The 18137-nt window shown below is 38.0% G+C and carries 17 protein-coding genes and 4 tRNA genes; 16 read left to right on the top strand and 5 right to left on the bottom strand.

Annotated elements, in window-relative coordinates; translation table 11 throughout:
• Positions 1-51: 51 nt before the first annotated feature.
• Together H4J75_RS06190 and H4J75_RS06185 are read left to right on the top strand one after the other, a co-directional pair.
• Positions 52-876, top strand: a complete 825-nt coding sequence (locus H4J75_RS06190; protein WP_182221633.1) for a zinc-dependent peptidase — start codon at positions 52-54, stop codon at positions 874-876.
• 266 nt (positions 877-1142) lie between these two features.
• A complete protein-coding gene (locus H4J75_RS06185; protein WP_182221647.1) occupies positions 1143-1664 on the top strand; it encodes an NUDIX hydrolase in 522 nt (173 codons plus the stop codon).
• 55 nt (positions 1665-1719) lie between these two features.
• Here the strand turns inward: H4J75_RS06185 and H4J75_RS06180 are convergent, their stop codons facing one another.
• Together H4J75_RS06180 and H4J75_RS06175 are read right to left on the bottom strand one after the other, a co-directional pair.
• Positions 1720-2040 carry a GIY-YIG nuclease family protein gene (locus H4J75_RS06180; protein ID WP_182221632.1) on the bottom strand — a complete coding sequence of 107 codons (321 nt, stop codon included), beginning with the start codon at positions 2038-2040 and terminating at the stop codon, positions 1720-1722.
• Positions 2041-2130: 90 nt separating this feature from the next.
• Positions 2131-3075 (bottom strand): response regulator, encoded by a 945-nt coding sequence (locus tag H4J75_RS06175; RefSeq protein WP_182221631.1) that lies wholly within the window; start codon positions 3073-3075, stop codon positions 2131-2133.
• Positions 3076-3383: 308 nt separating this feature from the next.
• Between H4J75_RS06175 and H4J75_RS06170 the strand changes: the two genes are divergently transcribed.
• The 3 genes from H4J75_RS06170 to H4J75_RS06160 all read left to right on the top strand — a co-directional run bounded on the left by H4J75_RS06170 (position 3384) and on the right by H4J75_RS06160 (position 6822).
• On the top strand, positions 3384-4988 hold the full coding sequence (locus tag H4J75_RS06170; protein WP_070374171.1) for an ABC-F family ATPase: 1605 nt from the start codon (positions 3384-3386) through the stop codon (positions 4986-4988).
• Positions 4989-5177: 189 nt separating this feature from the next.
• Entirely contained in the window at positions 5178-5636 is a 459-nt protein-coding gene (locus H4J75_RS06165) for a DUF1456 family protein (RefSeq protein WP_070374170.1), read from the top strand.
• Positions 5637-5640: 4 nt separating this feature from the next.
• Complete coding sequence (locus H4J75_RS06160) at positions 5641-6822, top strand: DEAD/DEAH box helicase (protein ID WP_182221630.1); 1182 nt, start codon at positions 5641-5643, stop codon at positions 6820-6822.
• Here the strand turns inward: H4J75_RS06160 and H4J75_RS06155 are convergent.
• Positions 6819-7202 (bottom strand): YkgJ family cysteine cluster protein, encoded by a 384-nt coding sequence (locus H4J75_RS06155; protein WP_182221629.1) that lies wholly within the window; start codon positions 7200-7202, stop codon positions 6819-6821. The genes H4J75_RS06160 and H4J75_RS06155 overlap by 4 nt on opposite strands.
• A 179-nt stretch (positions 7203-7381) precedes the next feature.
• Here H4J75_RS06155 and H4J75_RS06150 point away from each other — a divergent pair, with 179 nt between their 5' ends.
• Positions 7382-8206 carry an SDR family oxidoreductase gene (locus tag H4J75_RS06150; RefSeq protein WP_070377001.1) on the top strand — a complete coding sequence of 275 codons (825 nt, stop codon included), beginning with the start codon at positions 7382-7384 and terminating at the stop codon, positions 8204-8206.
• Positions 8207-8264: 58 nt separating this feature from the next.
• Positions 8265-8795: a redoxin domain-containing protein gene (locus H4J75_RS06145; protein ID WP_182174330.1), complete on the top strand. Its 531-nt coding sequence runs from the start codon at positions 8265-8267 to the stop codon at positions 8793-8795.
• A gap of 41 nt (positions 8796-8836) precedes the next feature.
• Here H4J75_RS06145 and H4J75_RS06140 read toward each other — a convergent pair whose 3' ends face one another.
• Both H4J75_RS06140 and folD read right to left on the bottom strand, forming a co-directional pair.
• Entirely contained in the window at positions 8837-9325 is a 489-nt protein-coding gene (locus H4J75_RS06140; RefSeq protein ID WP_182214852.1) for a glutathione peroxidase, read from the bottom strand.
• A 32-nt stretch (positions 9326-9357) separates the two neighbouring features.
• Positions 9358-10209: a bifunctional methylenetetrahydrofolate dehydrogenase/methenyltetrahydrofolate cyclohydrolase FolD gene (gene folD, locus H4J75_RS06135; protein WP_182214853.1), complete on the bottom strand. Its 852-nt coding sequence runs from the start codon at positions 10207-10209 to the stop codon at positions 9358-9360.
• Between the two features lie 353 nt (positions 10210-10562).
• On the opposite strand from folD, the gene H4J75_RS06130 reads away from it, so the two are divergent.
• From H4J75_RS06130 to hupB, 9 genes are all read left to right on the top strand, one after another.
• Positions 10563-10639 (top strand) — tRNA-Pro (locus tag H4J75_RS06130).
• A 48-nt stretch (positions 10640-10687) separates the two neighbouring features.
• A tRNA-Arg gene (locus H4J75_RS06125) sits at positions 10688-10764 on the top strand.
• A gap of 17 nt (positions 10765-10781) precedes the next feature.
• Positions 10782-10857, top strand: a tRNA-His gene (locus H4J75_RS06120).
• A gap of 57 nt (positions 10858-10914) precedes the next feature.
• Positions 10915-10991, top strand: a tRNA-Pro gene (locus tag H4J75_RS06115).
• Positions 10992-11486: 495 nt separating this feature from the next.
• Positions 11487-12794 carry a trigger factor gene (gene tig / locus H4J75_RS06110; protein ID WP_070374164.1) on the top strand — a complete coding sequence of 436 codons (1308 nt, stop codon included), beginning with the start codon at positions 11487-11489 and terminating at the stop codon, positions 12792-12794.
• 229 nt (positions 12795-13023) lie between these two features.
• Complete coding sequence (clpP, locus tag H4J75_RS06105; protein WP_182214969.1) at positions 13024-13632, top strand: ATP-dependent Clp endopeptidase proteolytic subunit ClpP; 609 nt, start codon at positions 13024-13026, stop codon at positions 13630-13632.
• Between the two features lie 80 nt (positions 13633-13712).
• Positions 13713-14990: an ATP-dependent protease ATP-binding subunit ClpX gene (gene clpX, locus H4J75_RS06100; RefSeq protein WP_070374163.1), complete on the top strand. Its 1278-nt coding sequence runs from the start codon at positions 13713-13715 to the stop codon at positions 14988-14990.
• Between the two features lie 158 nt (positions 14991-15148).
• Positions 15149-17497 (top strand): endopeptidase La, encoded by a 2349-nt coding sequence (lon, locus tag H4J75_RS06095; protein WP_070374162.1) that lies wholly within the window; start codon positions 15149-15151, stop codon positions 17495-17497.
• A gap of 291 nt (positions 17498-17788) precedes the next feature.
• Entirely contained in the window at positions 17789-18064 is a 276-nt protein-coding gene (hupB, locus tag H4J75_RS06090; RefSeq protein ID WP_070374161.1) for a nucleoid-associated protein HU-beta, read from the top strand.
• Positions 18065-18137 lie beyond the last annotated feature (73 nt).

Genomic DNA, 18137 nt, shown 5'->3' with positions numbered 1-18137 from the left:
TTAATCATAGCGGACCTACATCATAGTAAATCCTAACCAGTAAAGTTCATTATGTTGTCTTATCTTCTTCCCATATTTATTGGCGTTTTACTTATTGGCTATTCTGTCGGTAAGCCTTACTGGCGAGAATATCAGCGAGATAAAATAAGGCGTCAGCCATTTAAAAAAACATGGCGAAAAATCATTCAACAAAGAATGCCTTATTTTGGACAAATGCCAACAGATTTACAGTTGCAGTTAAAGCAACATATTCAGGTATTCTTGGCGGAGAAAACCTTCGTTGGTTGTAACGGTGTTAAAATAACCGATGAAATACGTATAACGATTTCTGCCCAAGCATGTCTATTGTTGCTTAATCGCAAGACTAATTTTTACCCTAAATTACAAACTATCCTGGTTTACCCCCGTGCTTTTATTAAGCAACAGCAAAATATGGGGACTGATGGCTTAAGATACCAACAAAAAGTAGCATTGGCGGGTGAATCATGGGATTTTGGTAAAGTTGTATTATCTTGGCAAGATACTTTAGACGGTGCAAAAATACCTGATGATGGTCGTAATGTGGTCATTCATGAGTTTGCCCATCAGCTAGACCAAGAAAATGGCAGCGCTAACGGTGCGCCTATCCTGGATAAAGGGCAGAGCTATCAAGGTTGGTCTGCTGCTTTTTCTCTACAATTTGAACAGTTAAAGATGCAAGCAAGAACCGGAGCACCCTCATTATTTGATTATTACGGAGCAACAAATCCGGCTGAATTTTTTGCTGTTACCAGTGAAGTATTTTTTGAGCAAGCTAAACAGTTTCATGCTAAGTATCCGATGCTCTATCAGCAACTTAAAAATTATTATCATGTTGATCCTGTTCACTGGGCTTAATATTCATATGACAGATAACATCATTTTAATAATGACAAATCTGGTGATTATTTTAAAGTACTTTATTGATATACCAAAATAATAGCGCAAGCTCCTGTTAGTACTGGGTACTATTTAGGCGGAGCTATAAAATCTTCGGCTAATCTATCTTCACTGTAGTAAGATGCTCATAACTTGTTGTTTAAAATTATTACGGTTAGGGCGTGGAGTTAACAACTTCTTGTTTTAATGGTGATGATTTTCTAGATATTTCTAAAGATCCTGCTATGCGTATACTAAAATCCACTATTCATCCTGACATTCGTGATATGTCAGCACGCCAATTTACTCGAAAAGCAACGCGGGCTATTGTCTTAAAGGGCGAAGATATACTTTTGCTTTATACCAAGCGGTATCATGATTACAGTTTACCCGGCGGTGGTATCGACGAAGGTGAAAGTAATATTGCCGGTTTGGTGCGCGAGTTAAAAGAAGAAACTGGCGCGCATAATGTGCAAAATATTCAAGCGTTTGGTTTATATGAAGAGTTTAGACCTTGGCATAAGCCCGGCTTCGAACTTATTCATATGGAGTCTTATTGTTATATTTGCTCGATAGATGAAGAGTTACTTGAAACCGAGCTTGAAGCGCATGAAATTAACAATGGTATGCATCCAGTTTGGATGAATATACATCAAGCGATTAGTCATAATGAGCAAACAATAGCGAATAGTCTAAAAAAGGGACTTTCTATTGAACGGGAAACTTTTTTGTTAAAGCTTATTGTTAGTGAGCTACTAGTCAAATAGGGTTAAGTGGTTTTATTGTGGCTATTGTCCGGGGCAGGGACGTTTTTTATAAAACTTAGTCAGTACTTACTTCATTAGTAATGGCAATTCTTAAGGTTTCTCTTTTTAGCAGTTTTGCTGCGACCACTGCTGATACTTGGTAAAACTCATTAACGTATTCTTGTGCGTTGAGATATTCGCGTATTTTCTTTTTTATCGCGCACGGGTTGTTACACGCTAAAGAAAATACCAGCGAGTAATCACCTGGCGAGTTTTTTGATAGTAACCGAGCGTATTCGACCGGATCATCTGGAGTACAGCCTATTCTTATCACATCTGAAAAAAAAGAGTGAGTCATCACATAAACGTTACCCGTTGAAACAGTGTCTTTTTCCATGTCTTTTATAAAACTTCTTTTTTATATCAAATAGTTTAAAGGTACTTTATCTTTGAAATAAAGTACCTGATCAAATAAATATGTACGGGCTTACACTACTTTTAAATAGTCTTTAATTATTTCTGCGCCATTACTGGCTTGAATTGGCTTAAAGATAAAACCAGAAACGCCACTTGCTTGGCATTCATCGACGAGTCCTTTATCGGTAACCGAAGACAACATTACCACAGGTACATTTGAGCCACTGGCACGAATAGCTTTCAATGCTTCGTTACCGTTCATCTTAGTCATCACGACGTCCATGAAAAGGAAGTCAGGTGCTTGATTTTTTACCGCTTCTACCGCAGTACTACCATCGTCTGCTTCAATAACATTTTCATAACCTAAACCAGCTAAAAAGCGTTTTATTGCTTTTCGTATCATCGCACTATCGTCAACAAGTAATATTTTGCTCTCTAGTGGTAAAGGTGTGCTGTGTGGGTTTGCAATGCCTGAGCTTTGTTCTCTTTCAACATTACTGGTTTGAAAATTAACATTACGCACCAATAAATTAAAATAGTATCGACCAACACCTTCAACGGTAATTGGCACCGTTATTATCTCTTTAACGCCTGCTAAGTATTTTTCCATATCTTTAAAATTATGGATAAAATACGGGCTAGAAAAATCAAATTTTAAGTTGTTGCGGCTCAGTAAATCAGTTGCTCGGCCAACAATGGTATTGCCCCATTCTGCTAAAGCATTACTTAACTCGTCATTTATTTCTGGGTAATCATATGCTTCATCAAACATATTTTGGCAAACAGAATTACCAATAGCTACTGCGGTTTCTGGGTAATGATGCATCATAATTACCCCATCTAAACAGCCGGTAATATCAGAGCAAACGGCATAACCTTTAAAGCGAAAGTCTTCAACTTTATCCATAAAAGCTTCGCCGGCGCTCCCCGATAAACTGGTCATCGATTTTAAGCTAGCAATAGATTCATTAATGAAAGGATGTAAAGTGACTTTATAAATTGTATCAATAGACATGAAATATCCGCATTTATTATTTTTATTGTGCGAACAAAATACTAGAGCAAATAAGGTTTTGCAAGCAAATACCCTAGGCGATTAACGAGCTTTGATTATTTTTATTTAATAATATATCAAGCACTAATCACTTCTGTGTTGATACTGGTGAAAAAACAACCAAAAATTTTAAGGATTAAGTAGAGAAAATAGAGTTTTTACTGTATAATGCGCCACTTTATTTTGATGGTCTTAAATATGTTTCTATTTTTGCTATCTTCACCGTTGCTGGTTAACAATTTTAGTTAGCACTATTTAGGAATTTATCTTTGATCACTACATCTAACATTACAATGCAATTTGGCGCAGAGCCTTTGTTTGAAAACATTTCGGCTAAATTTGGCAATGGTCACCGCTACGGTTTGATCGGCGCAAATGGTTGTGGCAAGTCTACATTCATGAAGATACTCAGTGGTGACTTAGTACCAAGTTCAGGCAATGTCTCGGTAAGTACTGGCAACAAAGTTAGTACGTTGGGTCAAGACCAGTTCGCTTTTGAACAACACAATGTTATTGACACTGTTATTATGGGTGATATGCCATTATGGAAAGTAAAGCAAGAAAGAGATGCTATATACGCACAAGCTGAAATGAGCGAAGCCGATGGTATGCGTGTTGGTGACCTAGAAAGTGAATTTGCTGAAATGGACGGTTACACCGCAGAAAGTCGCGCGGGTGAAATACTACTAGAAGCAGGTATCGAAGAATCTTTTCATTATGGTTCAATGCAACAAGTTGCTCCAGGTTGGAAACTTCGTGTTTTACTTGCACAAGCCTTATTTGCTAACCCTGATATTTTGTTACTCGATGAGCCAACCAACAACTTGGATATCCATACCATCAGTTGGTTAGAAGCTGAGTTAAACAAACGTAAATGTACCATGATCATTATTTCTCATGATAGACATTTTCTTAATTCAGTATGTACACATATGGCTGATATTGATTACGGTGAATTACGCGTTTATCCGGGTAATTACGAGTTCTTCCTCGCGCAGTCTGGTTTGTTACGCGAACAATTATTAGCCGGTAATGATAAAAAAGTTGCTGAGATCGCTGAGTTGCAAGACTTTGTTAACCGTTTTGGCGCTAACGCTTCTAAAGCGAAACAAGCAAGTTCTCGTGCTAAGAAAATGGATAAAATTAAACTTGATGATGTAAAGTCTTCAAGTCGTATCACCCCAAAAATAGCTTTTGCCCCTGGCAAAAAAATGCATAGACAAGCACTAGAGCTTGAAGGTTTAGCTCATGGTTTTGACGGTGTTACTTTGTTTTCTAAAGGTGATTTACTGTTAGAAGCGGGCGCTAAACTAGCTATCATCGGAGAAAACGGTGTTGGTAAAACGACGTTGCTACGCTGTTTAATGAGCGAGTTAGAGCAGACTGAAGGTGTTGTTAAATGGTCTGAAAATGCTTCTGTGGGTTATTGTCCACAAGATAGTGGTTCATTCTTTGACAACGACTTAACATTGATGGAATGGATGTCACAATGGCGTAGACCTTGTCACAATGATTTAAGTGTTCGTGGCATGCTAGGACGTATGTTATTCACTGATGATGATGCTAACAAGAAAGCACGTAACTGTTCAGGTGGTGAAAAGAATCGCTTGTTATTCGGTCGTTTAATGATGGCTGATATCAACGTATTAATTATGGATGAGCCAACTAACCACATGGATATCGAAGCGATAGATGCATTAAACAATGCGCTAAAAGACTTTGAAGGTACGCTAATTTTTGTTAGTCATGACCGTGAGTTTGTTTCTAGCTTAGCAACCCGTATTATCGATATTAAAGATAAAAAGCTTGTTGATTTTCAAGGTTCATTAGATGAATATCTTGATAGCCAAATACAGGCTCAAAAAAGAGCTTAGTCCTCTTTTAGCTGAGTTATTTGATTGTTGAAAACGCCTTTAATGGCGTTTTTAACGCTTTAACTAAGCACTATTTATAGATAAAAAAATGAGTTAGCCAACATTTAAAATGAGTGCGCTATACTCTCTACCATTCTGAAGACAACTCTACTGCTGCCTTCACCTTAACAACGTTCTCTAGGTCTAAACATGATAAACAATGATATTCTTCGTCGCTTAAGTACTTTACTTGATTTTGATGACGAAAAAACCCGTGCCGTCTTTAAATTAAACGCTTGTGAAATATCAGCAGAGCAATTGGTTTGTTTTTATAAAGAAAAAGACGATGAGACTTATGTTGAACTACTTGACGTAGAATTTGCTAGTTTCCTCAATGGCTTGATTGTTGAAAGAAGAGGCGCAAAAGAAGGACCACAAGCGGTTCCTGAAGCTGTCTTAACTAATAACGCTATTTTTAATAAGTTAAAAATTGCTTTTTCTCTACAAGCTGATGAAGTGATTGATACGCTTGAATTAGCCGAGTTGAGCTTAACCAAATATGAATTAAGTGCATTTTTTCGAAGCATCAATAATAAACATTATAGAGATTGTAGTGATGAAGTTTTATCGACCTTTATTAAAGGTTTAAAAATTAAACTTCAAGGATAGTATTATGCCATTTTCGACACTGGGATTAAGTGAACCGCTTTTAAAAGCACTTGCTGACTTAAAATATAGCGAGCCAACGGCTATTCAGAAAAAAGCCATTCCGGTTATTTTATCGGGAAAGAACCTTGTTGCTGCAGCGCAAACAGGTACCGGTAAAACGGCCAGTTTTGTTTTACCAATACTTGAAAAACTTAATACCGAACGAAAATTACGTGGCAAACGTATTCGAGCGCTTATTCTTACCCCAACACGTGAACTTGCCGTTCAAGTAGAACAAAGTATCCGTGATTATGGTAAGTATTTAGACCTAAGCTCGATGGCAATGTACGGTGGTACTGACATTGAACCGCAAAGGCAGAAGCTTATTTGGGGGGTTGATATTGTTGTTGCGACTCCCGGGCGATTACTTGATATGGCTCATCAACGTGCTCTGCATTTTGATGAACTTGAAGTCCTTGTTTTAGATGAAGCTGATAGAATGCTTGATATGGGTTTTATTGAAGATATTAATAAAATCATTGAACGTTTGCCACTCGAACGTCAAAACTTATTATTTTCAGCCACTATTTCTGATGATGTTCGAACGTTATCAAAGCGTACCTTTAGTAATGCGACAGAAATCTCTATCGGCAATAATAGCGCCTCTAAACCTAAAATTGATCAATGGTTAATAACGGTTGATAAAGGTAATAAGTCGGCATTACTGAGCCATTTAATTATTGAACATCAATGGCAGCAAGCGCTGATCTTTATCGAAACAAAACACGGTGCAGCTAAACTTGTTAGCCAGCTAGAAAAACGTGGCATTAGTGCCGAGTCTATTCATGGTGGCAGAACACAAGCGATGCGAGAACAAGTTCTTAATGACTTTAAAGCCGGTAAAATTAAGTTTCTTGTCGCTACAGGTATTGCTTCACGCGGTCTTGATATCGGCGAGCTCACTCGAGTGGTTAATTACGACTTACCTGATCAAGTCGATGACTATATTCACCGTATTGGCCGAACAGGTCGAGCGGGAGCCTCTGGAGAAGCGGTATCATTTGTAGCCAAGGACAACTTTAGAAACTTGTGTGCGATAGAAAGCCGTTTAGGGCATGTTATTAAACGCAAAGAATTTGAAGGATTTCCAGTCAAAAAAGTGGTGCCACTTTCTATTCTAAATTATGTGCCAAAAAATAAACGTTAACTACGGCTCATTAATTTATTAAGTTTGTATTGCGCTTGTTGGGGATGGGTTAAATCGATGATTTCTATCATTTCACACTCATCCCTGATCATCTCACTGATATTACTCGGATAATCCCGGCAGTCTTCAGGGCGGTCTTGATAAATTGCACAAGTATATTTAACTTGCTCGCTAGCATCTTGGTTAGGCATTTTTTCTAGGAAAGGGCACTGTGTCAGTTGTTTACCGGTTTGAGGATTAAACCAAATCTTATCTTTTATTACATATTGATGAATATGAGGGCGAAAAATTTCCCACATCTCAATATCTTCAATCGAAGCTGCTATGCCTCCGTCGCCATATTTTATACAGCATTTTCCACATTGATTACAATCTTTCAATGGTTGCTTAACTCGTTTTAGTGTTTAAACAAAAGTGTATCATGTTAGCCTAACAATTATTGCGCTGGGCATTCGTGTTTATCTATACAATTAATTATCTCGCCTTGTACTGATTTGATATCCCCAGTATGCTCACCGACAATAAAGCAAATTTTCGAATTACAGGTAATAATAACAGCGTGAAAAAATCTATTTTAATAACAGGTTGTTCAAGCGGTATTGGTTTAGATGCGGCTCTGACGTTATCAACAAGAGGCTATCAAGTTTTTGCTACCGCAAGAAAACAAGCCGATGTTGTTATGCTACAAGAAAAAGGTTTAACCGCTTGCCAGCTTGATTTAACCCAAGTTGACAGTATCCATGCGGCACTTGCTTTTGTGCTCAATGAAACTGGGGGGACATTAGATTTTCTTTTTAATAATGGTGCCTATGGTCAACCGGGCGCATTAGAAGACTTACCAACTCAAGCGCTTATAAGCCAATTTGAAAGCAATGTTTTTGGCTGGCACGAGCTGACTAAACAAGTTATTCCGGTTATGCGCAAGCAAGGTCATGGCCGAATTATTCAATGTAGCTCAGTGTTAGGCTTTGTTTCTATGGCTTATCGTGGCGCTTATAATGCCTCAAAATATGCTGTTGAAGGTTTATCTGACACCTTAAGGTTAGAATTGAGATCAGCGAATATCGCAGTGATACTTTTACAGCCGGGTCCCATTAATACTCAATTTCGCGCCAATGCCTTAAGTGCTTTTACAGCCAACATTGACGCTAAAGATAGTGCCCATCATCTTGAGTATCAACAACAAATAGCAAGGCTGGCCAGTAAAACCTCGAATGCAAAATTTACCTTAGAAGCGGCAGATGTTACCAAAGCGTTGATCCATGCCTTAGAGAGTAAACGCCCGAAAATAAGATACAGAATTACTGTGCCTACTAAACTATTTGCCGTATTCAAACGTATACTACCGACAAGTTGGCTCGATAACCTTTTAGCTAAAGGTTAATGAGCTAAAATAAGGTAAACTAACAAAAAATATTATTCATTTTTAAAAGGTAACTCTGATGAAAAGAACATCAAAAGTAGTTTGTACATTTTTAGCATTAATGACGAGCTTTAGCTTGTTAGCCTCTGATTTAAAAGTGGGAGAGCAAGCACCAGATTTTAAATTGCAAGCCACCAATGGTGATTATTACCAACTTAGTGACTACCAAGGTAAGCAAGCGGTTGTTTTAGCTTGGTATCCAATGGCTAACACGCGTGGTTGTACCATTGAATGTAAGTCATTGGTTGAGAAAGGGCATTTGATCAGAGCGTATAATGCAAGTTACGTTATGGCCAGTGTTGACCCATTAGATGACAACAGAGATTTTGCTAAGAAAACCGGCGCAGACTTTCCGATGTTAAGCGATCCGACAAAAGCGACTGCAAAAGCCTACGATGTGTTGAATATGATGCAGGTTGCTAGTCGTGTCACATTTTATATTTCTAAAGAAGGTAAAATCTTGAAAATAGATGATGATATTTCGCCAAGAACAGCGGCAGAAGATATTGCCAGTAACCTTGAAATGTTAAAAGTAGCAAAAGCTCAATAAGATAATAAGAGCAGCCAACACTTTTGGCTGCTTATTATAAGTTACTCAGCGAGTAACTTTTCTATATCCGCTTTAATGCTAGTCGGTTTAGTGGTTGGCGCATAGCGTTTAACTACTTGGCCTTTCTTGTTCACTAAAAACTTAGTGAAATTCCACTTGATGCTCTTAGAACCTAGTATTCCAGGTGCTTGTGCCTTTAAAAAGGTAAAAAGAGGGTGAGTGTTGTCGCCATTGACGTCAATTTTATCAAATAATGGGAATTTGATATTAAACGTTAGATCACAAAACTGCTGTATTTCCTCATTACTGCCTTTTTCTTGTTGCTTAAACTGATTACAAGGAAAAGCTAAAACCGCTAAACCTTGTGTTTGATACTCACTGTAAAGTGATTGTAAGCCTTCATATTGAGGCGTAAATCCGCAGGCACTTGCCGTATTTACAATAAGCATTACCTTACCTTGGTAGTCTTTCAACTCAACGGTTTCTTTTTTATTGTTCAGCGCATTAAACTGATAAATAGCGTCAGACATTGATTATTCCTTTATATTAAGCGGCTTAAAATTTAGTGAAATTCTTCACAAGCTATCAAAGTGTTCTCGATTAAACTTGCTACTGTCATTGGGCCTACGCCGCCAGGTACGGGCGTAATATAAGCGGCTTTCGTTTGAGCTATATCAAAACCTACATCACCAACAAGTTTGCCATTGGCCAAACGGTTAATCCCCACATCAATAACAATAGCGCCAGCCTTAATCCATTCTCCAGGAATGAACTCAGGTTTTCCTACGGCCACAACAAGTAAATCAGCGTTACGTATTTTATCTTCAAGATTTTTAGTGAATCTATGCGTGGTGGTTACTGTGCAACCGGCCAGTAATAGTTCTAATGTCATTGGACGACCAACAATATTTGAAGCACCGACTATAACCGCCTCTAAACCATGTGGGTCTATACCGGTAGTCTCTATCAGCTTGATAATGCCCTTAGGTGTACATGGGCGCAATCCTGGTTGACGAAGTGCTAGTTTGCCGACGTTGAATGGGTGGAAGCCATCAACATCTTTTAAAGGGTTAATATGCTCGATAATTAAATTAGCATCTAAACCTTTTGGTAAAGGGAGCTGAACAAGAATACCATCAATATTTTCGTCATTATTTAATTCATCAATTAAAGTAAATAATTCAGCTTGAGTGGTTGTTGGGGGCAGATCATATGAGCGAGAAAGAAAACCAACTTCTTCACATGCTTTACGCTTACTACCAACATAAACTTGTGAAGCAGGATCTGAGCCGACTAATATCACGGCTAGCCCAGGAGGTCGTAAGCCATTTTTAACGCGTACTGCTACTTTTTCTTTTACTGAGAGCCTAAGCTGCTGAGCAATATATTTACCGTCTATAAGAGTTGCTGTCATGATAGTTTCTATTAACTTAGTTAAATGATGAAAAACGACACTATTTTCGCATAAAAACCTGGACTGTTATAGCTACTGTTCTTATAAATGGTCTTTTATTCGGTAATATATCGTCAAATGAAGATTTAAAAATAAAATATACGCTTATCAAGTATGCCAAAAACTGAATTTATTGATAATTGAAGAGTTGCTATATTTATAGGCAATAAGTGCTGATTATCAAGCGGCTTGTTTTAAAAGTGAGCAAACGGTTATTTTTTTATAAAAAAGGTTTGACGGGACTCAGGCAACTAGGTAATATCCGCATCCGTTGAAAGGGGCATATTTTTAGTTCTTTTAAACGCAGTACATATCGGTGATTAGCGCAGCTTGGTAGCGCACTTGGTTTGGGTCCAAGGGGTCGCAAGTTCGAATCTTGCATCACCGACCACTTTTTTAATTATTTTTAATAACTAAAAATTTGGCCTGTAGGTAATGTGCGCCCTTAGCTCAGCTGGATAGAGCAACGCCCTTCTAAGGCGTGGGTCGCAGGTTCGAATCCTGCAGGGCGTACCAAACAGTATTTTACAATGGTGGCTATAGCTCAGTTGGTAGAGCCCCGGATTGTGATTCCGGTTGTCGAGGGTTCAAGTCCCTTTAGCCACCCCATTTTTTCTCAAGAAATGGTGATGAAATATTGTAGTAAGTAGGTTAAGTAGAAAATGTCGGTGATTAGCGCAGCTTGGTAGCGCACTTGGTTTGGGTCCAAGGGGTCGCAAGTTCGAATCTTGCATCACCGACCACTTCTTATTTTATATGCCTTTTATCGTTGTCATCTTCCGTTATACACTCCTATTTACAAATCATAAATTTAATTTAGAACAACTCCTTACAAATCATAAATTTAATCTAGAACAACTCTTTAACTACCAGTTACACCAATCTTTATGCACTTTAAATTTAATTTATTACATTTAAATGAAGTCAGCACACACTGTTTTTACTCGTTTTATCACCCATTTAAAAAATAAGTCAAAAATAACGTCATTAAAGGGTCGACTCTTATATCAAGCATCGCTATAATTTCGCGTCATTATTTTAAAATCTAGGTCTATATCATGCCTTTTAAACCTCGCTGAGCGAGGAACTATTTATTAGTGTTGGTATTTACTCTGATTTTTCGGGCTTCTGTAGCGTTGGTTATAGGGCTACAAACGTCACACTCTTTGGCTAATTAAGCTGTGAAGTAGTTGTGTTATTGAAAGCGTTACTAAAACGCTAAGTTTTGAGGTATTAAAATGCAAGTTTCAGTAGAGACTACACAAGGTTTGGAACGTAAGTTAACTATTTCTGTTCCTGCAGAATCAGTAGATGTAGAAGTTAAAAACCGTCTTCGTCACATATCAAAAACCCAGCGAATTAATGGTTTCCGTCCAGGTAAAGTCCCTGCGACTGTTATCCAAAAGCGTTACGGTCAATCAGTTCGTCAAGAAGTTGCTGGCGAATTAATGCAACGTAACTTTGTTGATGCAATTGTTGCAGAAAAAATGAATCCAGCTGGTCGTCCAAGTTTTATTGCTAAAAGCAATGAAGACGGCAAAGCGCTAGAATTCGAAGCTACTTTTGAAGTTTACCCTGATGTTGCTTTAACGGGCTTAGATTCAATTAACGTTGAACGTCCTGACGTTGAAGTTACAGATGCTGATTTAGATGAAATGTTTATTACATTACAGAATCAACATAAAACGTGGAAAGAAAACAAGCGTAAAACTAAAGCCGGTGACAAACTTGTTTTAGATTTTACTGGCCGTGTTGACGGTGAAGTTTTTGAAGGCGGCGAAGCTAAAGATTTCGAACTTGAATTAGGCGCTGGTCGCATGATCCCAGGTTTTGAAAAAGAAATTACTGGCATGAAAGCTGGCGATGAAAAAACAATTAAAGTGACTTTCCCTGATGATTACCATGCTGAAAACCTAAAAGGCAAAGAAGCAGAGTTTGATATCGTTCTTCATAAAACTGAAGGTCCAGTATTACCAACAATCGATGAAGATTTTGCTAAATTGTTTGGTGTTCAAGAAGGTGGCGTAGAAGCATTACGCACTGAAGTAAGCACTAACATGACTCGTGAGTTAACCCAAGCGGTTAAAGCTAAAGTTAAAGAGCAAGTAATCGAAGGCTTATTAGCTGCTAACGATGTTGAAATTCCTAAAGCGTTAATCGCTCAAGAAATTGACGTTTTACGTAAGCAAGCAATGCAACGTTTTGCGGGTCAAATGGATCCTAATAACATGCCAGAGCTTCCAGCTGATATGTTTGAAGAGCAAGCTAAACGCCGTGTTAAAGTTGGTTTGTTACTAGGTGAAGTGATCAAAGTTAATGAATTAAAAGTTGACGAAAACAAAGTTAACGAATTAATTGCATCAGCCGCATCAGCTTACGAAGATCCAAAAGAAGTTATCGAGTACTACGCAACAAACAAAGAGCTTAACCAACAAATGCAGAATGTTGCATTAGAAGAGCAAGCTGTTGAATTGTTACTTGAAAGCGCAAAAGTTAATAAAAAGAAAGCAAGCTTTAAAGATATAATGAATCCAGAAGGTAAATAAGACTGAGTCTCTTAGGATTCTTGCCACTGAGCAAAGAAACTTAATCGGCTGAGTTGCTGCCATTTGCTTAAATTTGTAGCACTTTAGTGAAACAAATTTGAATTGGTAGACCTTTTAGATTGACATTATGTCAAGCAATCGCTTAAATGGCTGGTATGGGGACATACGAGCCATTTTTTATATAGAAAGGAAATTTTAGTTGTTTACTTCTCAAAATAATTCTCAGAAAATCACCAGCACTATCGATAGTGCTTTAGTGCCAATGGTTATTGAGCAAACACCTAAGGGTGAGCGCTCGTTCGATATTTATTCAAGACTTTTAAAAGAGCGTGTTATTTTCTTGTGTGGTCAAGTTGAAGATCACATGGCTAATTTGATTGTTGCTCAGTTATTATTCCTTGAGTCTGAAAGTCCTGATAAAGATATATACTTATATATTAATTCACCTGGCGGTTCGGTAACTGCAGGTATGGCTATTTACGATACGATGAAGTTTATTAAGCCAAACATTAGTACAGTATGTATTGGTCAGGCGGCTAGCATGGGCGCATTCTTATTGTCAGGCGGTGAAAAAGGTAAACGTTACTGTCTACCCAATGCCCGTGTGATGATTCATCAGCCACTTGGTGGTTTCCAAGGTCAAGCATCTGACTTTGAAATTCATGCGAAAGAAATTCTTTATATTAAAACTAAATTGAACAGTTTAATGGCCGAGCATACAGGTCAGTCATTAGAGAAAGTTTCTCATGACACCGACCGTGACAACTTCTTAAGTGCAGAAAGTGCGGTTGAATATGGATTAGTTGACTCCATATTAACAGAACGATTAGATAAATAATTTCACAACTTTGTGATCTAGATAATTTATGAAATACTTAACAGTATCTGTATTAGAAATTAAACAAATTGAGGTTCCGTATGACCGATATTAAAAATGGTGACGGTGATAACGGCAAGCTTTTGTATTGTTCGTTTTGTGGCAAGAGCCAACATGAAGTTCGTAAACTTATTGCTGGTCCGTCAGTATTTGTTTGTGATGAGTGTGTTGAACTGTGCAACGATATTATTCGTGAAGAAATAAAAGAAATTTCCCCGAAAGAAGAAAAAGAAAGCTTACCTACACCGATAGAGATCCGTGAAAGTTTAGACGACTACGTTATTGGTCAAGATCACGCGAAAAAAGTATTAGCCGTAGCGGTTTATAATCACTACAAACGTTTACGCAATGGTGACTCTCACAATGGTATAGAGTTAAGTAAAAGTAATATTTTACTTATTGGCCCAACGGGTAGTGGTAAAACATTACTGGCTGAAACCTTAGCGCGTTTACTTGATGTGCCGTTTACTATGGCCGACGCAACGACATTAACTGAAGCAGGTTATGTTGGTGAAGATGTTGAAAACATCATTCAAAAGCTTTTACAAAAATGTGATTACGATGTTGAAAAAGCCCAGCGTGGTATTGTTTACATCGATGAAATTGATAAGATTTCACGTAAATCAGATAATCCATCAATCACGCGTGATGTATCAGGTGAAGGCGTTCAGCAAGCATTGTTAAAGCTTATTGAAGGCACTATTGCTTCAGTTCCACCACAAGGTGGGCGTAAACATCCTCAACAAGAGTTTTTGCAGGTTGATACCTCTAAAATCTTATTTATCTGTGGTGGTGCATTTGCCGGTTTAGATAAAGTTGTTGAGCAACGTTCACATACTGGTGCAGGTATAGGTTTTGGCGCAGAAGTTCGTGGCAAAGATAGCAAGAAAACGCTAACTCAACACTTACAAGATGTTGAGCCAGAAGATCTGATTAAGTATGGTTTAATTCCTGAGTTTATTGGTCGCTTGCCTGTTGTAGCAACATTGACAGAACTTGATGAAGACGCATTAATCCAAATATTGCAAGAGCCTAAAAATGCGCTAACTAAGCAGTTTGGTGCATTGTTCGACATGGAAAACGTTGAATTAGAGTTCAGAGAAGATGCATTAATTGCTATTGCACACAAAGCAATGGTGCGTAAAACGGGCGCGCGTGGTTTACGCTCAATCGTTGAAAGCGTCTTACTTGATACCATGTATGAATTGCCATCAATGAATGATGCGATAAAAGTTGTGGTCGATGAAACAGTAATAAAAGGTGAGTCAAAACCGATTATTATTTATGATACACCACAGGAAAAAGTAGCGAGCGAATAGCCGTTCATTGCTAAAATTTTAGGTGTTTCGATAAAAAGAGTTAGATGACATTGATCATTTAGCTCTTTTTTTTTGTCTATCCGTTGAAAGCTTTACTAAAATCCCCATATACTTTTTAACTACAATTTTTTCCCTACTGATTTTCGAGAGAGTAACCTATGACCGAAGAGTTATCTGGTATCAATGAAATTCCTGTTCTAGCCTTGCGCGACGTTGTTGTTTATCCCCAAATGGTGATCCCATTATTTGTAGGTCGCGAAAAATCTATTCGCTGTTTAGATATCGCGATGGAAAACGACAAGCAGGTTTTTCTTGTTGCACAAAAAGATGCCGCAGTTGACGACCCTACAGCCGATGATGTTTATCGTGCGGGTACGATTGCCACTATTTTACAAATGTTGAAATTACCTGACGGCACGGTGAAAGTGTTAGTTGAAGGAGCGCGTAGAGCGCGTATAACTCAATTTGTTGAAACACAAGAATACTTCACTGCCGATATTGAGTTTCTTGACGTAGAAACCGTTAACGAAGACGATTGTGAAGTCTTGGTTCGTTCGGCTATTTCTCAGTTTGAAGGTTATGTCAAACTCAATAAAAAAATACCACCTGAAGTGTTAACTTCAGTTTCAGGTATTGATGATGCAGAACAATTAGCGGATACGATGGCTGCACATATGCCATTAAAGTTAGCTGAAAAACAAAAAGTACTAGAAATAGAGAATGTTGCTCAACGTCTAGAATATTTAATGGCACTGATGGAAGGCGAAATTGACTTATTGCAAGTTGAAAAGAAAATTCGTACCCGTGTTAAAAAACAAATGGAAAAAAGTCAGCGCGAATATTATTTGAATGAGCAAATGAAAGCCATTCAAAAAGAATTAGGCGATGACGAAGAAGGTTCAAACGAAGTTGAGCAGCTTGAAAAGCAAATTGAAGATGCGCAAATGCCCGAAGAAGCTAAAGAAAAGACTTTAGCCGAAGTACGTAAATTAAAAATGATGTCTCCGATGTCGGCAGAAGCAACCGTGGTTCGCTCATACATCGACTGGATGATCAGTGTACCTTGGAAGAAGCGTAGTAAGTTAAAGCGTAACTTAAAGCTTGCTCAAGATATTTTAGATAAAGATCATTACGGTTTAGATAAAGTTAAAGAACGTATTTTAGAGTATTTAGCGGTGCAGCAACGTGTTAGCCAGCTAAAAGGACCTATTCTTTGTTTAGTTGGCCCTCCAGGGGTTGGTAAAACGTCTTTAGGACAATCTATTGCTAAGTCAACCGGACGTAAATACGTGCGTATGGCACTAGGTGGTGTGCGTGATGAAGCTGAAATTCGAGGCCATCGCCGCACATATATTGGTTCTTTGCCAGGTAAGTTGATTCAAAAAATTGCTAAAGTTGGGGTTAAGAATCCACTATTTTTATTAGATGAAATAGATAAAATGGCGTCTGATATGCGTGGCGATCCTGCATCTGCTTTACTGGAAGTGCTTGATCCTGAGCAAAACACGACGTTTAACGACCATTACTTGGAAGTTGATTACGATTTATCCGATGTGATGTTTGTTGCTACTTCTAATAGTATGGATATCCCTGGACCTTTATTGGATCGCATGGAAGTTATTCGTTTGTCGGGTTATACCGAAGATGAGAAGCTTAATATTGCCAAGAATCACTTACTCGATAAGCAAGTTGGTCGTAATGGTCTAAAAGAGAAAGAAATTTCAATTGAAGACAGCGCTATTATGGGCATCATTCGCTACTACACAAGAGAAGCTGGGGTACGTGGCTTAGAGCGAGAGATATCAAAACTTTGTCGTAAAGCGGTAAAAGCGATTTTATTAGATAAAACCATTAAAAAAGTCACTATTAATCAAGATAACTTATCTGAATTTTTGGGTGTACAACGTTTTGATTATGGTAAAGCGGATAGTGAAAATAGAATAGGTCAAGTGACTGGTTTAGCATGGACATCTGTAGGTGGTGAGTTATTAACTATAGAAACAGCTTCGGTTCCAGGTAAAGGTAAACTGACTTACACCGGTTCATTAGGTGACGTGATGCAGGAATCGATACAAGCAGCGATGACCGTTGTACGAAGTCGAGCCGATAAATTTCGTATTAATGCTGATTTTCATGAAAAACGTGATATCCATGTTCATGTCCCAGAAGGTGCTACACCAAAAGATGGGCCAAGCGCAGGTGTTGGTATGTGTACGGCATTAGTTTCTAGCCTAACCGGTAATCCGGTCAGAGCAGATGTTGCTATGACAGGTGAAATTACTTTACGAGGTGAAGTACTTCCTATTGGCGGCTTAAAAGAAAAACTCTTGGCTGCGCATCGTGGTGGTATTAAAACAGTCATTATTCCAAAAGATAATGAGCGTGATTTGGAAGAAATTCCTGACAATGTTAAAGGTGATTTGGTTATTCATCCGGTAAAATGGATAGAAGAGGTATTAGATATTGCCTTAGAGCATCCAGTAGAAAAATTCAAATTAGGCAACTAATTTGTAAAAATTGCTGTTTTTTTAGTAAATAAAAGAAAAAATTGCAAAAAATTAACAAAAAACAGTGATTTTTGCTTTTCAAACACTGAAACTGTGTTAAGTTAATGTCGCTGATAACGCTAGACCCCTATCCATACATAGGATTAGGGTTTGGTTAAGATAAAAATAAATAATAAATTTTATTTTCTTAAACACAGTGCTTGATGTTCAAAAGAAGCTCAATATAAAAGTTTCCGCAGGACGCTAAAACAAATGATGGCACTGAATAATAACAATTGAAGGGGAATACTTGTGAACAAATCTCAACTAATCGAAAAAATCGCTGCTGGTGCAGACATCTCTAAAGCTGCTGCTGGTCGTGCGTTAGATTCATTTATTGAAGCTGTTACAGACGAATTGAAAAATGGTGAGCAAGTTGCTCTAGTTGGTTTTGGTACTTTCTCAGTACGTGACCGTGCTGCGCGCACTGGCCGCAACCCACAGACGGGTGCAACTATTCAAATCGCTGCAGCTAAAATCCCAGCATTTAAAGCTGGTAAAGCATTAAAAGATTCAGTTAATCCATAATTATCTGCTTCAATTTTTGTAGATAAATCAGAAAAGCCTTTTTAAACGAAGGCTTTTTTTATTTTACATATCC

The sequence above is a fragment of the Colwellia sp. BRX10-1 genome (assembly GCF_014077545.1).
GTDB lineage: Bacteria > Pseudomonadota > Gammaproteobacteria > Enterobacterales > Alteromonadaceae > Colwellia_A.
Note: the sequence above shows the minus strand (reverse complement) of the source record. Positions and strands in the feature narration are given on the sequence as shown.